Consider the following 17,090-nt stretch of genomic DNA (forward strand, 5'->3'; position numbering starts at 1 on the left):
GGGGGCAATCTTCGGTGGCGGGGCCGACAGGATATGGCCGCCCCACCCGCCAAGGACAGGGCGGCCCGTCACATGGCTGCCATCCGGGCACGGACCTGCGCGGGACCGTCAGTTCACCCGCTCGCGGTCGTCGGGGTCGCGGGCCAGCACCTCGCGCTTGCCCGCATGGTTGGCCTTGCTGACCACCCCTTCCTTCTCCATCCGCTCGATCAGGCGGGCGGCGGAATTGTAGCCGATGCGCAGATGGCGCTGGATGAAGCTGGTGGACGCCTTGCCTTCCCGCGTCACCACGGCCACGGCCTGGTCATACAGGTCGTCGCCGGAGGAATCACCGCGCCCGCCGCCACTGCCGCCTTCATCGCCCGCGGCGGCGGGGTCGAACTCCTCATCCTCCTCCGTCACGGCATCGACATAGGCCGGCTCGCCCTGCGCCTTCAGGAACTTCACGATCTGCTCCACCTCCTCATCCCGCACGAAGGGGCCATGGACGCGGGTGATGCGGCCGCCACCGGCCATGTGGAGCATGTCGCCCTGGCCCAGCAGGTTTTCCGCCCCCTGTTCGCCCAGGATGGTGCGGCTGTCGATCTTGCTGGTGACCTGGAAGCTGATGCGGGTGGGGAAGTTGGCCTTGATCGTGCCCGTGATCACATCGACCGAGGGCCGCTGGGTGGCCATGATCAGATGGATGCCGGCGGCACGCGCCATCTGGGCCAGCCGCTGGATGGCCGCCTCGATATCCTTGCCGGCGACCAGCATCAGGTCGGCCATCTCGTCGACGATGACGACGATATAGGGCAGTTCCGTCAATTCGATGGGCTGCTCCTCGTAGATCGGCTTGCCCGTATCGGGATCGAAGCCGGTCTGGACGCGCCGCGTCAGCACCTCCGAATTCTGTCGCGCCTCGCGCAGGCGGGCGTTGTAGCCGTCGATATTGCGCACGCCCAGCTTGGACATGTTGCGATACCGGTCCTCCATCTCCCGCACGGCCCATTTCAGGGCCACGACGGCCTTTTTCGGGTCGGTCACGACGGGGGCCAGAAGATGCGGAATGCCTTCATAGACGGACAGTTCCAGCATCTTCGGATCGACCATGATGAAGCGGCACTTGTCCGGCGGCAGCCGGTACAGCAGCGACAGGATCATGGTGTTGATGGCCACCGACTTGCCCGAACCCGTGGTGCCGGCCACCAGCAGGTGCGGCATGCGGGCCAGATCGGCGATGACGGGACCGCCGCCGATATCCTTGCCCAGCACCAGGGCCAGCTTCTGCTGGCTCTTCTCATAGGCGTCGGCCATCAGCAGTTCGCGCATGAACACGGTCTCGCGCTTCTGGTTCGGCATCTCGATGCCGATGACATTGCGGCCGGGCACCACGGCCACGCGCACCGACATCGCGCTCATCGACCGGGCGATATCGTCGGCCAGGCCGATGACGCGGGAGGATTTCAGCCCCGGTGCCGGTTCAAGCTCGTAAAGGGTGACGACGGGGCCGGGGCTGACCTTCACGATCTGGCCGCGCACACCGAAATCCTCCAGCACGCGCTCCAGCATCTCCGCATTGGCCTGCAGGGCCGCCGCGTCCATGGCCGGACCGGCGCCGTGAGGGGGGAGCTGCAGGATGTCGACGGGGGGCAATTCATAGTCGCCGCGCGCCTCCGGTTCCAGCAACAGGGCGGCCTGGCGAGACTTTTCCACCTTGCGCGCCACTTCGGGGATCGGCTTGGGCGCCGGGCCGACGACGGGGGCCGGCCGGCGCCTTTCCTCCGTGGGGGAAGTTTGCGGGGGCGGGGCGGCGGCCGGGCCGTCACCCGCCGGCGCGGCAGATGGCATGGCGGGGTCGTCCCCCAGGCTGGGTGCAACACGGCCGGCGGGCCCTTCCCCCACGGCCGGGGTGCGGCGGAACCGCGACAGCAGGCTTCCGGCCTTCGCCCGGATGGCCGCGGCACGGGCGGCGATGGAGGCACCGGCCACCGGCACTGCCGCCGGCACGGCGGGGGCGGTTTCCCCCGCGGGCGCCGACCAGCGGCCACCCCGGTGACCACCGGCGGGGTCGGCATGCGGTGCGGCAGCGGCAGCCGGCCCCGATGAACCACGCGCCGCCCGCAACCGGCCACGGGCCCAGGCCGCGAACGCCGACACCTGCCACAATTTCACATCCAGCGCCCACAGCCCCAGCAGCAGGGCCGGCAGCAGCAGGGCCAGGCCGACCAGCGGGCCCGATACGCTGCCCGTCAGCGCCTCGGCCAGCCGCAGCAGCGGCCCGACCAGCAGGGCACCGGCAAGCCCGCCCCAGGCCAGATTGCCGGCCGACAGACAGACCAGGGCCATCGCCATCAGCAGCACGGCGCCCAGCGCCAGCGGCACGCGCAGGGCGAAATTGCGGGCGGGATTGTGCCGGAACAGCCGCCCGCCCCAGCCCAGCAGGAAAAGCGGCAGCAGATAGGCGGCATAGCCCAGGCTCTGCAACAGCAGGTCGGCAACATAGGCGCCGGAATGGCCCATGGCATTATGGGTGGGTATCTCCTCCCCCGGCACGGCCGTGCTCCAGGAAGGGTCCCGGCTGTCATAGGTCAGGAAGGCCAGCAACAGCAGCAGGCCGGCGCCGGCCACCAGCAGCCCCGCGCCCTCCGTCAGGCGGCGCAGCAGAAAGGCCAGCGCCCCGTCGGGCAACAGCCGCGACCGGCGCGGCGCACCGGACACGTTCCCGCGCGGCGCGGCGCGGCCGGAAGACGGGGTGTGGGGGCTGGTGCGGCTGGACATGGGCTCTTTTCTCGCCGGACAAAAGGGCAATATCAGGACAGGATGCGGGCCAGCCGCTCGATCGACCGGGCCACATCCTGCGTATCGTGGACCAGGGCGACGCGGATATACCGGTCGCCGGGATTGTAGCCGTCGGCATGCGGCTGCGTCAGATAGGCGCCGGGCAGCACGCGGATGGCACCCTCGCGCCACAGCCGGCAGGCCGCCTCCTCCCCCGTGCCGCAGACATCGCCGACATCCAGCCACAGGAAGAACCCGGCATCGGGCCGGTAATAGCCCAGCCGTCCGTCCAGAACGGCTTCCGCCGCATCCACATTGGCGCGGTAGAGGTCGCGGTTGACGGCGACATGCGCATCATCGGCCCACAGGGCGGCGGCGGCATCCAGGACCGGCAGCGGCATGCCGGCCAGCGAATAGGCCCGCAGCCGCGTGAAGGCGGCGATCAGGCCGGGGTCACCGGCCATGAAACCGGAGCGCAGGCCCGCAGCACTGGACCGCTTGGACAGCGAATGGAAGACCAGCAGGTTGGACAGGGGCTGTTCCCCGCCCAGCGCCAGGGCCGCATCCATGCCGCCGGCCGGCGGCGCATCGTGCCACAGTTCGCCATAGCATTCATCGACCGCCAGGGTGAAACCGTGGCGGCGGGCCAGCAGCAGGGCGCGTTTCAGATAATCCAGGCTGGCCACGGCACCCTGCGGGTTGGCCGGGGTGCAGAGATAGAACAGCGCCGTGCGCGCCCAGACATCGGGCGGCACGCTGTCCAGATCGGGCAGGAACCCGGTCTGCGGCGTGCCATCCAGCAGCACCGGTTCCGCCCCCGCCATGACGGCGGCCCCCTGATAGACGGCGTAGAAGGGGTTGGGGATCAGCACCACGGGCCGCCCGCCGGCCTTGTGCGCCGGCACGACCAGTTGCGCCAGTTGATAAAGCGCCTCCCGCGTGCCGCAGACGGGCAGGATCATGCGGTCTGCATCGATGAAGCCGGGCGGCAGGTCGAAACGCCGGGCCAGCCAGCCGGCGACGGCGGTGCGAAAGCCGGGCGTGCCCGCCGTCGGCGGGTATTTGGCCCAGGCCGCCGGGGCCGCGGCCGCCAGCGTGCGGGTCAGCAGGGATGGCGGCTCGTTCTGCGGCTCCCCGATGGTCAGGATCGTGGGTTCCACATTGGACAGCGGCCGCACGCCGGCCAGCAGCGCATGCAGCCGCGGAAACGGATATTCGCACAGATCCGCCAGACGGTCGTTGCGGCAGGGCGCCTGGATCGCGGGAAGGGCGGCGTCAAGCATGGGGGGCCTTGGGGACATGGGGGCTGGCGTGGCAATCCGCGCCGCCCGGTCGGTCCCGTCCGGCGCCATGGCCGGAAGTGTAGCCGCCGCCCCCGCAGCGCACAAGCCGGCCGTCCGAAGGCCTGTGCCCGGCAGAATCAATTTGTTAACAACGGCTTGTGGATAAAATCTGAGAAAAGCGTTGAAAACTTCCGTAAGTGGTTGATCGGAATCGCGGATTTCATGTGAACGAATCAAGAAAACCCGTCCGCGGCCATGGCCGCGGACGGGTTTTCCAGAAGCGTGTCGAAAGGGTTGCGCCCTGTTACAGGGCGTCGCCGTTCTGTTCACCGGTGCGGATGCGCACGGTCTGCACAACATCCAGCACGAAAATCTTGCCATCGCCGATACGGCCGGTATTGGCGGCCTTCTGCACAGCGTCCACGACACTGTCCACCAGTTCATCGGTGACGGCCACCTCCACCTTCACCTTGGGCAGGAAACTGACGGAATATTCGGCACCGCGGTAGATCTCGGTCTGGCCCTTCTGGCGACCGAAACCCTTCACCTCCGAGACGGTCAGGCCCTGGATGCCAAGTCCCGTCAGGGCCTCGCGCACCTCGTCCAGCTTGAACGGCTTAATGATGGCCACGACGAGCTTCATTGCGCACTCCCTTCCTTTGCATGGAACGAACAGATACGACCTTAAGGATCCCGACGCCGGACCAAAGCGGGCACGGCGCTTCGCCACTTTATCTTACAAGAACCGTGCCGCGGACCTTTTCCAGGGACTTGGACGCGAAAAAGGGGGGGTACCCCCACGATTACGGCGCGCACATGGGCAATGTATGCCTATTTTTTGGGCTGTTGCTGCGACGCCGCGCCGTCTGGACAGACAGGGGCGCATGTCCCAAGCTGCAAACCGCCCATTTGATCCGCATTATCCGGGGAAAACGCATCATGTCCGTGCAGAACAGCGACCATCAGGCCGATGTCATCATCATCGGCGGCGGCCTGTCGGGGCTGACACTGGCCTGTGCGCTGGGAACGGCCGGGGTGGCGACCCTGGTCATCGACCGGGAACCGCTGGACGGAACCCTGCTGCCGGATTTCGACGGCCGGACCACGGCCATTGCCTACGGATCGGCCACAGTGCTGATGGGCGCGGGCATCTGGGACCATCTGGACAGCAATGTCGGGCCCATGCTGGACATCCGTGTCACCGACCAGTCCTCTCCCCTATTCCTGCATTATGACCATCAGGAAATCGGGGACCGGCCTTTCGGCTGGATCATCGAGAACCGGGTGCTGCGCCATGCGCTCCATCGCCGTCTGGCGGAACTGCCCGCCGTGACGCACCTGGCCCCGTCCGTCGTGACATCCCTGGTGCGTGATGCCGCCGGTGTGGTGGTCGGCCTGGAAGACGGGCGCACCATCACCGGCCGTCTGGTGGTGGGCGCCGATGGCAAGAAGAGCTTCTGCCGCGAGCATGCCGGTATCCGGCAGATCGCCTGGTCGTACAAGCAGCATGCCATCGTCTGCACCATCCGGCATGACGGGGCGCATGGCGGCGTGGCGGTGGAACAGTTCCTGCCGGCCGGGCCGTTCGCCATGCTGCCGCTGGCCGGCGGACATCATACCAGCATCGTCTGGACCGAGCGGTCCAGCCTGGTCGATTTCTATATGAACCTGCCGGAAGACCGTTTCCGGCAGGAGCTGCAGCTTCGTGTCGGCGACTGGCTGGGACGGGTGGAGCCGGTGGCCGGCCGCTGGTCCTATCCGCTGGGCCTGTCGCATGCCGAACGCTATATCGACACCCGTCTGGCCCTGGTCAGCGAAAGCGCCCATGGCATGCATCCCATTGCCGGCCAGGGGCTGAATGTCGGCATCCGCGATCTGGCCGCCCTGGCCGAGGTGGTGGTGGATGCCATCCGGGTCGGGCTGGACCCCGGTGCGGCCAATGTGCTGGAACGCTATCAGCGCTGGCGGCGGGCCGACACGGTCAGCCTGCTGGCCACCACCGACCTGCTGGTGCGGTTGTTCAGCAATGATGTGGCCCCCGTCGTGCATGCACGGCGCCTGGGCATGGCGGCCGTAAACGGCCTGCCCCCCCTGAAGCCCATGAAGAAGTTCTTCATGCGCCACGCCATGGGCGTCGTCGGCGAACTGCCCCGGCTGGTGCGGGGCGAGGCCCTCTGATCCGCCGCCGGTCTTCTTCTCCGGCCCCTGTCCCCTCGGCCATTGCGGCCTCGGGGTGTCTGCTGCGCGGGGGTGATGCAAGCGCGGGCATCGGGTGGTTGCCCGGTGGGCATCCGGCAGAAATGGCCGCCGATCCCGGCTAGTCCGAATCGGGGAGGCGACATCTGCATAATGACAGGGAACGGACGCTGGCCATCCGGACAGGATGGGGCGGCCTTCTTCCGCTTTCCCCACCAGGGGAGCAACCCGTCAGCCGGGTGCTCCGGAAATGGCGGATTCCAAAGCGGTAATCCCCACGATTCGACCTGTACTGGAAAATGCCGGGAAACATGAAGCCCCGATTCAGGGTATGGAACAGCAAGCGTTCGGATTTTCCAGCGATTTTTTTTGCTTTTGAGGCTTCTTTTCGCTCGCATTCACGTGCCGTTATAAGGATTATCCCCTCGACTTCGATGCTGGAAGCACGGGTCCGCTGCACGAAACGCATTCGTCTCGACGAATCTTGCGATTGACTGTGGCGGGCTGGTCACTTCCAGGCAACATCCGCCGGGCCTTCGGGCCGGGCATCCAGACAGGCTGGTCCTGCCAGATAGGCTGGTCCTGAGGGAACGCGAGGATGGAGGGGCGTCGGTGCTGAGGCGTTTTGCGATTTTTGCCATCGGATTGGCCGCCATCGGCGGCGTCACCGTCGCGACGCTTCGTGACAGTACCAGTCTGTCCTCTACAACACCGCCCGCCGCGGAAGGTTCCGCCCTCGCCTCTCTGGACGCTATGCAGGGCGCCGCCATCACCCCCGATGCCTGGGGCGACATGGAAAAGGCTGCCGATCCGGTGGAACGCCGTCTGGTCAATCTGGGCCGTGGCGATACGCTGATGCAGGTCCTGCTGGATGCCGACGTGCCCCAGCCGCATGCACACGAAGCCATCAACGCCCTGCGCGCCGTCTATGATCCGCGCCGCATCCGGTCCGGCCAGGCCGTGGAAGTGAGATTCGATCGCACCGACGGCGAAAGCCGCTTCGTCGGCTTTGAATTCCAGCCCGTCGTGGAACGGTCGGTTTCCGTCAGCTATGACGGTGTGCGCTATCAGGCGGCGGAAACGGCGAAGAAGCTGACCCGCCGCGCCGTGGCGGCACAGGGGGAAATCCGCTCCTCGTTGTTCGAATCGGGCAACCGGGCCGGCGTGCCCATGGCCGTCCTGGCCCAGATGATCCGCAACTATTCCTATGATGTCGACTTCCAGCGCGACATCCAGCCCGGCGACCGGTTCGAGATCATGTATGAACGGGTCGTCACGGAAGATGGGGAGCCCACGTCGGGCACCGGCAACATCCTTTATGCCTCGCTGACCCTGTCCGGCAAGGAACAGGCCATCTACCGGTACGAGGACGACCAGGGCATCGCCGAATATTTCAATGCCCAGGGCTCTTCGGTGCGCAAGGCGCTGCTGCGCACGCCCGTGGACGGCGCCCGCTTGTCCTCCGGCTTCGGCATGCGCCGTCACCCCGTGCTGGGCTATAGCCGCATGCATAAGGGTGTGGACTTCGCCGCCCCGACCGGCACCCCCATCTTCGCCGCCGGTGCCGGCGTGGTGGAAGAGGTGGGGCCCAAGGGGGCCTATGGCAACTATATCCGCATCCGGCACAATAACGAGATTTCGACGGCCTATGCCCACATGTCGCGCTTCGGTAGCGGCATGCGCCGCGGCGCGCGCGTCGGCCAGGGCGACGTGATCGGCTATGTCGGCACGACGGGCCGTTCCACCGGACCGCACCTGCATTACGAAATCGTCCGCAACGGCCAGCAGGTCAACCCGCTGTCCGTGGCCATGCCCACGGGCCGCAACCTGACGGGCCGGGAGCTTGACCGTTTCAAGGGCGTGGTCGCCAACCTGCGCGAGCGGTTCGAGGCCGGCGGCGATACCGATGGTGTTGCCATGGTCTCAGCCCCGGCCGTTATCACCAAGCCGTCCAAGGCAAGCTGCGACCCCAAGCTCGGCTGCTGATCCAAGCCGGCCATACGGCCTGCCTTCAGTCGATATTCGACAGGCGGGCACCCAAGTCAACGGCGCGTTCCGGTCGCGCCACGTCCCATCCAGGACCCCAAAGCAAAGAGCCCCGGTGGATTTCACCGGGGCTCTTTGCTTTGGGGTTCGCATCTTTGGGGTTCGCATCGACGCCGGCATGGATGGGTTTTTGCCGATGCCGTCAGGTTGCCGCAGGCCCATCATCCCGCGCCCTTGGCCATACCCTTGGCCTGAAGCGCCGAGGGCGGGTGCTAGATGCGCGGGGCCGACGGTGGAGCCAGTGCGATGCGCCCCACCATCGGCCCTGCCCCATCGCCGCCTGTCATTCCGCCAGGAAGGCGCGCACGGGCACCAGGGTCGTGACCGGGTCCTCTTCCTGCGGCATATGGCCCAGACCGGGGAAACTGACCAGCCGCGCCTGCGGCAAGGCCGCCAGGAATTTCGGCGGATCACTGGCGAACGGCACCAGCCAGTCCTTTTCCCCCCAGACCAGCAGGGTGGGCGCCTGGATGGACCGCAACTGTTCCTCCGGCTCATGCAGGATATAGTTGGACAGGCGCTGTACCTGGGCCTTGCGCACGCCGGGCGCCAGCCAGGACTGGTGATAATTGTCCAGCATCACGGCCGTCAGCCGCCCCCGGTCCCCGTAAAGCGGCCCGATCACGGCTTCCACCGTCTCACGCTTCAGCGTATAGGGCAGCATCTTCATCTGGCTGGGCAGTTCCGGCTTCCGGTCATAACCGAAGCCTGGCCGCGGGAAGCCGCCGGGCGCGATCAGCACCAGCTTTTCCACCTGTTCGGGGTGTGCGGCGGCGAAGTGCCAGGCAATCTGCCCGCCCAGCGAATTGCCGATCAGGGTGGCCCGGGTCACGCCCAGCGCATCCAGCAAGGCCTTCAACTGTTCGGCATCACGCTCCGGCGAATAGACACCCGACGGGTCCGGCCCCGTCAGGCCGTGCCCGGCCAGATCATAGCGGATGACATGGTGATCCTGCACAAGGTCGGTGGCCCAACCGTCCCAGCTTTGCAGCATGGAGGCGTTGCCATGGATCAGGACCAGCACGGGCGCGTCCGATGCCCCCTCACGCCGGACATGGAAGCGAACCCCCATGACCTCGACATAATCATCGATACTGCGCGCGAACCGCGCCTCCACATCTGCGCGCGGCAGATCCGGCGTGTAGGCCCACCAGGCGAAGCCGCCGATGCCAACCGCCGCCAGAACCAGGAGCACCAGCAGGATTTTCCCCAACAGGCGCATCTCCATCCCCTCCCTTATGTTTATGGCCGTTGCCGGCATGTTTATGGCCGTGCCGGCTGCTTCAGCATGGGCAAAGGCCCCTGCCCCGGCAAGTCAAATGAAATCCGAATCGAATTTCAAGTCACCCCTCGGGCTTGACGGGCGGACAAGCCTGGCGCATCCCTGCCCCCACCCCGGATGCCGATCCCGCCAGCAATGGACATATGACCATGACACGTCCTCTCCCCATTGTCGCCATCGACGGCCCGGCAGCGTCCGGCAAGGGCACATTGGCCCGCCGCGTCGCCGATGCCCTGGGTTTCGCCCTGCTGGACACGGGCGCGCTCTACCGCGCCGTGGCCCTGTCCATGATCCGGTCTGGGGCCGATCTGGACGACCCCGCCGCCGCCGCCGCCGCCGCCCGCGCCCTGACAGCCGACGATATTGCCCGGCTGACCGCCGACCCCGCCCTGCGCCAGGACGATACGGCGGCCGGCGCCTCCCGCGTGTCGGCCGTGACGGGTGTCCGGCTGGCCTTGCTGGAATTCCAGCGCGCCTTCGCGGCCTGCCCGCCGGGCGGGGCCGCAGGCGCCGTGCTGGACGGGCGCGACATCGGCACCGTCATCTGTCCCGACGCGCCCGTGAAACTGTTCGTGACGGCGAGCGTGGAGGTCAGGGCCCGCCGCCGCTTCGATGAATTGCGCGGCCGCGGGGAGACCCCGTCCTTCCCCGACGTGCTGGCCGACATGCAGGCCCGCGACGCCCGCGACTCCAACCGGGCCATCGCCCCCCTGGTCCCGGCCCGCGACGCCGTGGTGCTGGACAATTCCGACAAGGATGTCCGGCAATCGTTCGAGGAGGCGATGCAGGTCATCAGGGCGCGACTTCCCGCCTGACACCCCCCGCCTGACACCCATGCGTCCGGAGCGGCCGCCCGCGCGCGCTCCCCGCGACTCATTCGGTTGCGGGGAGCGCGCATCGCGGCTATATAGGCCGCCTGTCCCGAAGGACATGAAGGATCGTGACGCGAGCGGCGACCCCCGGGCCCAGGGCCCGAGCGTGTCGATGCCCGCGTTTTTGCTTGAAAAACGTCCTCGCCGGCGCTCGCCGCCGGTGCCGCCATGGCCTTCATCGGTTCCCCGCCCGGCATTCCGCCGGCGGTGAGGCCGGTATCTTCGGGACCGGGACCTGTCCGGGCAACCGGCCCGGGGCCCGCGCGCATCCAAGCCGCCGGACATGGTGTCCGGTGCGGCGGTGGCAAAGCCTTATCGGCCGGCTCGGGCGTGCCGGTTCGGGGGCGGCGTCATCGTTTGGTTCAACCCGAAACAGTCTGCCCATTGGAGTTCAAATGGCACAGGTTTCCGCCGCGAAGGAAAGCTTCGCCGCTCTGCTTGAAGAATCGTTCGGCTCTTCCGACAGCCTGGAAGGCACCGTCGTCAAGGGTCGCATCCTCAGCATCGACAACGACATGGTGCTGATCGATGTCGGCCTGAAGTCCGAGGGCCGCGTCGCCCTGAAGGAATTCGCCGTCCCGGGCCAGCCGGTGGAACTGAAGGCCGGTGACACGGTCGAAGTCTACCTGGAGCGTATGGAAGACAAGAACGGCGAAGCCGTCCTGTCGCGTGAAAAGGCCAAGCGCGAGGAAGCCTGGACCCTGCTGGAAAAGTCCTTCACGGACCAGTCCCGCGTCACCGGCATCATCTTCGGCCGCGTCAAGGGTGGCTTCACCGTCGATCTGAACGGCGCCGTGGCCTTCCTGCCGGGCAGCCAGGTCGATATCCGTCCGGTGCGCGACATCGCCCCGCTGATGGGCACGCCGCAGCCGTTCCAGATCCTGAAGATGGACCGCTCGCGCGGCAACATCGTCGTTTCCCGCCGCGCCGTGCTGGAAGAAAGCCGTGCGGAAGCCCGCTCCGAGCTGGTCGCCTCCCTCAAGGAAGGCCAGGTTCTGCAGGGCGTGGTCAAGAACATCACCGATTACGGTGCGTTCGTTGACCTGGGTGGCGTTGACGGCCTGCTGCACGTCACCGACATCGCCTGGCGCCGCATCAACCACCCGTCCGAAGCCCTGCAGATCGGCCAGACCGTCACGGTCCAGGTCATCCGCTTCAACCCGGAGACCCAGCGCATCAGCCTCGGCATGAAGCAGCTGGAAGCCGATCCGTGGGAGGGCGTGGAAGCCAAGTACCCGCCGCAGGCCAAGTTCAAGGGCCGCGTCACCAACATCACCGACTACGGCGCCTTCGTGGAGCTGGAGCCGGGTATCGAGGGTCTGGTCCACGTCTCCGAGATGAGCTGGACCAAGAAGAACGTCCATCCGGGCAAGATCGTTTCCACCTCGCAGGAAGTGGAAGTGATGGTCCTGGACGTCGATCCGGTGAAGCGCCGTATCTCGCTGGGTCTGAAGCAGACCATGCAGAACCCCTGGGAAGCCTTCGTCGAGAAGTTCCCGGGCGGCACCGAGCTGGAAGGCGAGGTCAAGAACATCACCGAATTCGGTCTGTTCGTTGGTCTGCCGGGCGACATCGACGGCATGGTCCACCTGTCCGATCTGGACTGGAACACCCCGGGCGAGCAGGCGATCCAGGAATACAAGAAGGGCGATCAGGTCAAGGTCAAGGTCCTGGACGTTGACGTTGAGAAGGAGCGCATCTCGCTCGGCATCAAGCAGCTTGCTTCCGATCCGTTCGAGAGCGCCGCTGCCGGCATCAAGAAGGGCGAGGTCGTCACCTGCACCGTGACCCAGATCACCGAAGGCGGGATCGAGGTCGAGGTGGGTGAAGGCTTCACCGGCTTCATCCGCAAGTCCGACCTGTCGCGCGAGCGTTCCGAGCAGCGCCCCGACCGCTTCGCCGTTGGCGAAAAGGTCGATGCCAAGGTCACCCAGGTCGATCGCGGTTCCCGCAAGATCGGCCTGTCGATCAAGGCCAAGGAAGTCGAGGAAGAGAAGACCGCCATGGCCGAGTACGGCTCGTCCGACAGCGGCGCTTCCCTGGGCGACATCCTGGGTGCGGCCCTGAAGCGCAGGCAGCAGAACGACTGATCCGGCAACGGATCAGCCCTCTGCCAGGGTTGAGAGTAGCGAAGGCCGCCGGGGTGACCCGGCGGCCTTTTGCTTGTGCGGCTCGGCTGCCGCATTTCCTGCAATCCTGTGCGGGAGACAGGGATTGGGCCGCGCCGTCCGCCTGGATATCGTCCAGTCCCGGGGGTTGCCGGCGGCCAGGCCAACCGGTCTCCGCGAAGGTCGCAGCCGACACGGTGGAGCTTTTGCCCTGTCCCGCGCCGACCGACTGCCCCCTCTCCTTATCCTTAACCCCTCACCTGCTTCACCCAGGCATCCACCTGCCCTTCCAGCACGGTCAGGGGCAGGCCGCCGGACCCCAGCACGACATCGTGGAAACCCTTGATGTCGAACCTGTCCCCCAGGGCCGCCCGGGCCTTTTCCCGCAATTCCAGGATCTTCAACTGGCCCAGCTTGTAGGCGCAGGCCTGGCCGGGCATGACGATGTAGCGGTCGATCTCGATCGTCACGGCCGCCTCGTTCATGCCCGTGGTGTCGCGCATGTAGGTGATGGCTTCTTCACGGGTCCAGCGCTTGGCATGCAGGCCGGTATCGACCACCAGCCGCACGGCCCGGAACAGTTCGGCGCGCAGCCGGCCCAGATCGCCATGGGGATCGTCCTCGTACATGCCCATTTCCTTGGCCAGAAGCTCGGCATAGAGCGCCCAGCCCTCCGCATAGGCCGTAAAGGGATAGACCTTGCGGAAGGTCGGCACGTCCTGGATGTTCTGGGCCAGGGCCAGTTGGAAATGATGGCCTGGCACGGCCTCGTGATAGACCAGGGTGGGCAGGCCGAACTTGGCCTCCCGCGATTTTTCCCCCAGGTTGATATAGAAGATGCCGGGGCGCGAACCGTCCAGCGCGGGGGGATTGTAATAGCCGCCGGGGGCCGTCGCCTCCGCATAATCGGGCACGGCCTGGATATCCAGCGGCTGCGGCGGCAATGTGCGGAACCAGTCGCCCGATTTGGCCAGGATCGTATCACTCATCCGTTTCAGATCAGCCAGTTCCTGGGCGCGGCCTTCGGGGCCGGGCGGGTAATGCTGGGCCGGGTCCTGTTCAAGCTGCGCGACGCGCTCTGCCACCGTGCCGTCCGGGTGCCCCAGCCCCTGCAACAGCGCATCCATCTCCCCCGTTATGCGTGCCACCTCCGACAAGCCGATCTGGTGGATCGTTTCGGGATCGATATCGACTGTGGTGTTGGCACGCAAAGCGGCGCGATAGAACCGTTCCCCATCGGGCAGGCGCCAGACGCCGGCATCGGCCGTGGCCTTGGGCCTGATTTCCTGCCGCAACAGTGCGGCCAGATCGCGATAGGCGGGATAGACATCCTGTTCCACCGCCGCCGTTGCGGCGGCCAACAGGCGCTGGCGATCCGCATCGCCGACACCGGCCTTTTCAAGGCGCGCAGCGAAGGTGGCGACAAGCGGGTTTTCCGCCACGGGCCCGGCCGTGAAGCCGTCCAGCACGACCAGCGCCTTGTCGACCACGAAATCGGGCGGCACGACGCCGGCCCGCGCCTGTTCCCTGACCGCATCGGCCAGTTGCGTGAATTTCGGCCGTACCGCCTGCAGGCGGCTGACATAGCGTTCGGCCGACTTCACATCCTTCACGACATGGGCATTCGTCAGGAACTGCGGCAGCCTGACGGGAACGGAGAAAAGCTGGTCCACCGGATAGAGCCCGGCCGCCGCCGTGACCCATGGAAAATCCAGCAAGTCGAGCTGGGTGCGGTAGAATTCCAGCATCACCTGCTGCGACACCGCCTTCTGGCCCGTCAGGCCCGTGAAACCCTCGATCTCCTTGATATAGGCCGTCAGGTCCCGGCGGGTGCGTGCCAGATCATCCGGGCTGATCCGGTCCAGCTTGCCGGAATGGAAGTCCAGCAGCGTGCCATCGACAAAGCCCAACTGCGTCAGCAGTTCCGGACTGTCCATGATTTGGGCAAGCGTCTGACGCTCCACCGTCGGATGAATGGGCAGCGGGCCCCACAACCCCCAGGCCACCGCCACGGCAGCCAGACCGACGACACCCCCGACGGTGCCCAACAGAACGCGCTTCAATTTCATCGTGATGTTCCCCACATTCTTGCTTGCCGGCCGATGGTCCGATCACCGGTCGCGGAATGACCAGCCTACAATGGCCGGGCCGCCGCGACCAGGGGGCCAAGCCCCGGCACCGGGCCATTGCGCCCGCCCCGGCCGGAACCAGCGCCGCCTTGCCATTTGCCAATCGGGGCCAATCGCGGCACTCTGCGCGCCGGCGGAAGAACGATAAGGGGACGGCAGGCGCATGGGCGTGGCGATGGGCACCATCGATCTGGCCGTGGAGCCGGATTTCCATCTGGGCCCCTGGCTGGTCCGCCCGTCGCTGGGGCTGGCGCTACGCGACGGTGCGGAGGTGCGGCTGGAACCGCGCGTACTTCAAACCCTGATCGTGCTGGTCCGGGCCGGGGGGCGCACCGTGTCGCGGGCCGAACTGATGCGTACCGCCTGGGGGCTGGAGGTCAGTGACGACGCCATCGGCCGCTGCATCGGCCGGCTGCGGGCCGTGCTGACCGTGGATGGCGTGATCACCTTCGAAACCATCCCCAAGATCGGTTATCGGCTGATTATTCCGGATACAGAACAAGATATCGTTGCGGAATCGAAACAAGTAGACAGCCCCGCAACGGCACCCGATGGGCCAGCGGCCACGGCACCCCGCCGGCCAGGCCTGCTGCTGGGCGCCGCCATCCTGGCCCTGGCGGGGGTGGCCGGACTGTGGCTGGCGTTGGGGGGGCCGGCGGCGGCGCCGACAGCCACGGTCCTGCCCCTGACCAGCGATCCGGGGCAGGAGATGCATCCCGCCATCAGCCCCGGCGGCGGACAGATCGTCTATGCCGCCGATCGGGCCGGGCAAGGCTTCGACCTCTGGCTGCAGTCGCTGTCCGGCGGCACGCCCGTGCGCCTGACGGACGACCGGGCGCATGACCTGTTCCCCGCCTGGTCACCCGATGGCGGCCGCATCGCCTTCATCCGCAGCGAGGCGGGCAAGCCGTGCCGCATCCTGGTCCGGCCCGTGCCGTCCGGTCCGGAACGCCCGGTGGGCGCCTGCACCACCTATCGCGAAACCCAGCCCGTCTGGCTGGACGCAGACCATCTGGCCTTCAGCGAGCGGGCCGCCAGGGGCGAGCCGGCCCGCATATGGTCCCTGGCCCTGTCGGGCGAGCGGGCCGGCACGCTTGTCCCCCTGACCGACCCGCCGGCCGGCCAGGCGGGTGACAGCGACCCCGCCATATCCCCCGATGGCCGGCGGCTGGCCTTCATGCGCCATCTGGGCGTCGGCGTCAGCGAGGTGCATGTGCGCGATCTGGCCACGGGCCGCGAAACCCGCGTGACACAGGATGGGCGGAAGCTGCACGGGGTGGTCTGGTCGGGTGACGGGCGCTGGCTTTATGTCTCGTCCAGCCGCACGGGCGATTTCGGCCTTTGGCGTTTCGACCCGGACGGGCGGCAGCCGCCGCAGCGCATCGCCCCCGGCCTGAATCTGCTGGGCCGGGTGGCGGCCGGCGGCGACCGGGTGGCGGCAGAGGTGCGGACCAACCGTTCCGCCCTGCTGCGGCTGGAGCCCGATGGCGGCACCAGCCCGGCCATCCCGCCCAGCACGCGCCTGGACTGGGACCCCGATGTGTCCCCTGACGGGGCCATCGCCTTCGCCTCCGACCGGACGGGCATGTTCGAGATCTGGGTGGCCGACCCCGGCGCGGCACCCGTCCCCGTGACGCAGTTCGGGGGCGCCTATACCCAGTCGCCCCGCTGGGCGCCCGACGGGCGGCGGCTGGCCCTGATTTCCACGGTGGACGGCAATCCCGGCCTGTTCATCCTGGAAAGGGCCAGCGGCCGGCTGACCCGCGTCGCCGCCGAACCGGGGGTGGAGGACCGGGCCCCCGCCTGGTCCCGGGATGGGAGACGGCTCTATTTCGCGTCCAACCGGCAGGGTGACTGGCGCATCTGGCTGAGCCGCCCGCCCTACAGGGAGGCCATGCCCATCACCGGGCCCGGCTGGCGCGCCGCCAAGGAGAGCGCGGACGGCAAATGGCTCTATCTGGCCCATGCGACGCAGCGCGGCCTGTGGCGTCAGCCCGCCGATGGCGGCCCGGCCGAGAAGATCAGCGAGGTGCTGGACCCCTATGACGTGGAGAATTGGGTAACCGGCCCGGCCGGCGTGCATCTGGTGGAACGGGTGCCGCAGCAGGGTGCCCGCATCCTGCTGCTGCCGGCCGATGGTGGGGAGCCGCGGATCGTGGCGCCGCTGCCCGACGCGCTTTACAAATCCTCCCTGGCGATCGACCCCGAGGGGCGGCTGGTGGCCGGGGAACATCAGGGCACCATGGTCGATATCGTCGATATCCGCATCGCCGCCCCCTGATCCCTTCCACCGGCCCACCCCTCACCGGCCGAACATCGTCACCGGCGGGCCCGATCCGCCGGTTGACCGGGCCATCGGCAGAATATCGGGGTTCCGCCGGCCAACCGTCGGGCCATCCCGCTTTCCCCCCGCC

Annotated in this window: 10 protein-coding genes; 5 read left to right on the plus strand and 5 right to left on the minus strand. The window is 67.4% G+C overall.

The window, feature by feature from the left end; genetic code table 11:
* Positions 1 to 108 precede the first annotated feature (108 nt).
* The 3 genes from ACM9LZ_RS08475 to ACM9LZ_RS08485 form a co-directional block, all read right to left on the minus strand.
* Entirely contained in the window at positions 109 to 2,760 is a 2,652-nt protein-coding gene (locus ACM9LZ_RS08475; RefSeq protein ID WP_416618949.1) for a DNA translocase FtsK, read from the minus strand.
* Between the two features lie 32 nt (positions 2,761 to 2,792).
* Complete coding sequence (locus ACM9LZ_RS08480) at positions 2,793 to 4,043, minus strand: aminotransferase class I/II-fold pyridoxal phosphate-dependent enzyme (protein ID WP_416618950.1); 1,251 nt, start codon at positions 4,041 to 4,043, stop codon at positions 2,793 to 2,795.
* A gap of 304 nt (positions 4,044 to 4,347) precedes the next feature.
* Positions 4,348 to 4,686 carry a P-II family nitrogen regulator gene (locus tag ACM9LZ_RS08485; protein WP_416618951.1) on the minus strand — a complete coding sequence of 113 codons (339 nt, stop codon included), beginning with the start codon at positions 4,684 to 4,686 and terminating at the stop codon, positions 4,348 to 4,350.
* 296 nt (positions 4,687 to 4,982) lie between these two features.
* Between ACM9LZ_RS08485 and ACM9LZ_RS08490 the strand changes: the two genes are divergently transcribed.
* Both ACM9LZ_RS08490 and ACM9LZ_RS08495 read left to right on the plus strand, forming a co-directional pair.
* Positions 4,983 to 6,221, plus strand: coding sequence for a UbiH/UbiF/VisC/COQ6 family ubiquinone biosynthesis hydroxylase (locus tag ACM9LZ_RS08490; protein ID WP_416618952.1), 1,239 nt, complete (start codon positions 4,983 to 4,985; stop codon positions 6,219 to 6,221).
* Between the two features lie 630 nt (positions 6,222 to 6,851).
* Positions 6,852 to 8,225 (plus strand): M23 family metallopeptidase, encoded by a 1,374-nt coding sequence (locus ACM9LZ_RS08495; protein ID WP_416618953.1) that lies wholly within the window; start codon positions 6,852 to 6,854, stop codon positions 8,223 to 8,225.
* Between the two features lie 343 nt (positions 8,226 to 8,568).
* Here the strand turns inward: ACM9LZ_RS08495 and ACM9LZ_RS08500 are convergent, their stop codons facing one another.
* Positions 8,569 to 9,507, minus strand: coding sequence for an alpha/beta fold hydrolase (locus ACM9LZ_RS08500; protein ID WP_416618954.1), 939 nt, complete (start codon positions 9,505 to 9,507; stop codon positions 8,569 to 8,571).
* A gap of 209 nt (positions 9,508 to 9,716) precedes the next feature.
* Here ACM9LZ_RS08500 and cmk point away from each other — a divergent pair, with 209 nt between their 5' ends.
* Together cmk and rpsA are read left to right on the plus strand one after the other, a co-directional pair.
* Positions 9,717 to 10,382 (plus strand): (d)CMP kinase, encoded by a 666-nt coding sequence (gene cmk / locus ACM9LZ_RS08505; RefSeq protein WP_416618955.1) that lies wholly within the window; start codon positions 9,717 to 9,719, stop codon positions 10,380 to 10,382.
* A 452-nt stretch (positions 10,383 to 10,834) separates the two neighbouring features.
* Positions 10,835 to 12,529: a 30S ribosomal protein S1 gene (rpsA, locus tag ACM9LZ_RS08510; RefSeq protein ID WP_416619060.1), complete on the plus strand. Its 1,695-nt coding sequence runs from the start codon at positions 10,835 to 10,837 to the stop codon at positions 12,527 to 12,529.
* Positions 12,530 to 12,795: 266 nt separating this feature from the next.
* Here the strand turns inward: rpsA and ACM9LZ_RS08515 are convergent, their stop codons facing one another.
* Complete coding sequence (locus ACM9LZ_RS08515; protein ID WP_416618956.1) at positions 12,796 to 14,616, minus strand: DUF885 domain-containing protein; 1,821 nt, start codon at positions 14,614 to 14,616, stop codon at positions 12,796 to 12,798.
* 223 nt (positions 14,617 to 14,839) lie between these two features.
* On the opposite strand from ACM9LZ_RS08515, the gene ACM9LZ_RS08520 reads away from it, so the two are divergent.
* Positions 14,840 to 16,957, plus strand: a complete 2,118-nt coding sequence (locus ACM9LZ_RS08520; protein WP_416618957.1) for a winged helix-turn-helix domain-containing protein — start codon at positions 14,840 to 14,842, stop codon at positions 16,955 to 16,957.
* Positions 16,958 to 17,090: the final 133 nt, after the last annotated feature.

Source organism: Niveispirillum fermenti (genome assembly GCF_048066175.1).
Classification (GTDB): domain Bacteria; phylum Pseudomonadota; class Alphaproteobacteria; order Azospirillales; family Azospirillaceae; genus Niveispirillum; species Niveispirillum fermenti.

What these genes read in the sequence shown, in the direction of transcription:
- ACM9LZ_RS08480 (WP_416618950.1), bottom strand. Translation starts at nt 4,043, where the DNA reads ATGCTTGACGCCGCCCTTCCCGCGATCCAGGCGCCCTGCCGCAACGAC.
- ACM9LZ_RS08485 (WP_416618951.1), bottom strand. Translation starts at nt 4,686, where the DNA reads ATGAAGCTCGTCGTGGCCATCATTAAGCCGTTCAAGCTGGACGAGGTG.
- ACM9LZ_RS08490 (WP_416618952.1), top strand. Translation starts at nt 4,983, where the DNA reads ATGTCCGTGCAGAACAGCGACCATCAGGCCGATGTCATCATCATCGGC.
- ACM9LZ_RS08475 (WP_416618949.1), bottom strand. Translation starts at nt 2,760, where the DNA reads ATGTCCAGCCGCACCAGCCCCCACACCCCGTCTTCCGGCCGCGCCGCG.
- ACM9LZ_RS08520 (WP_416618957.1), top strand. Translation starts at nt 14,840, where the DNA reads ATGGGCGTGGCGATGGGCACCATCGATCTGGCCGTGGAGCCGGATTTC.
- ACM9LZ_RS08515 (WP_416618956.1), bottom strand. Translation starts at nt 14,616, where the DNA reads ATGAAATTGAAGCGCGTTCTGTTGGGCACCGTCGGGGGTGTCGTCGGT.
- ACM9LZ_RS08500 (WP_416618954.1), bottom strand. Translation starts at nt 9,507, where the DNA reads ATGCGCCTGTTGGGGAAAATCCTGCTGGTGCTCCTGGTTCTGGCGGCG.
- rpsA (WP_416619060.1), top strand. Translation starts at nt 10,835, where the DNA reads ATGGCACAGGTTTCCGCCGCGAAGGAAAGCTTCGCCGCTCTGCTTGAA.
- cmk (WP_416618955.1), top strand. Translation starts at nt 9,717, where the DNA reads ATGACACGTCCTCTCCCCATTGTCGCCATCGACGGCCCGGCAGCGTCC.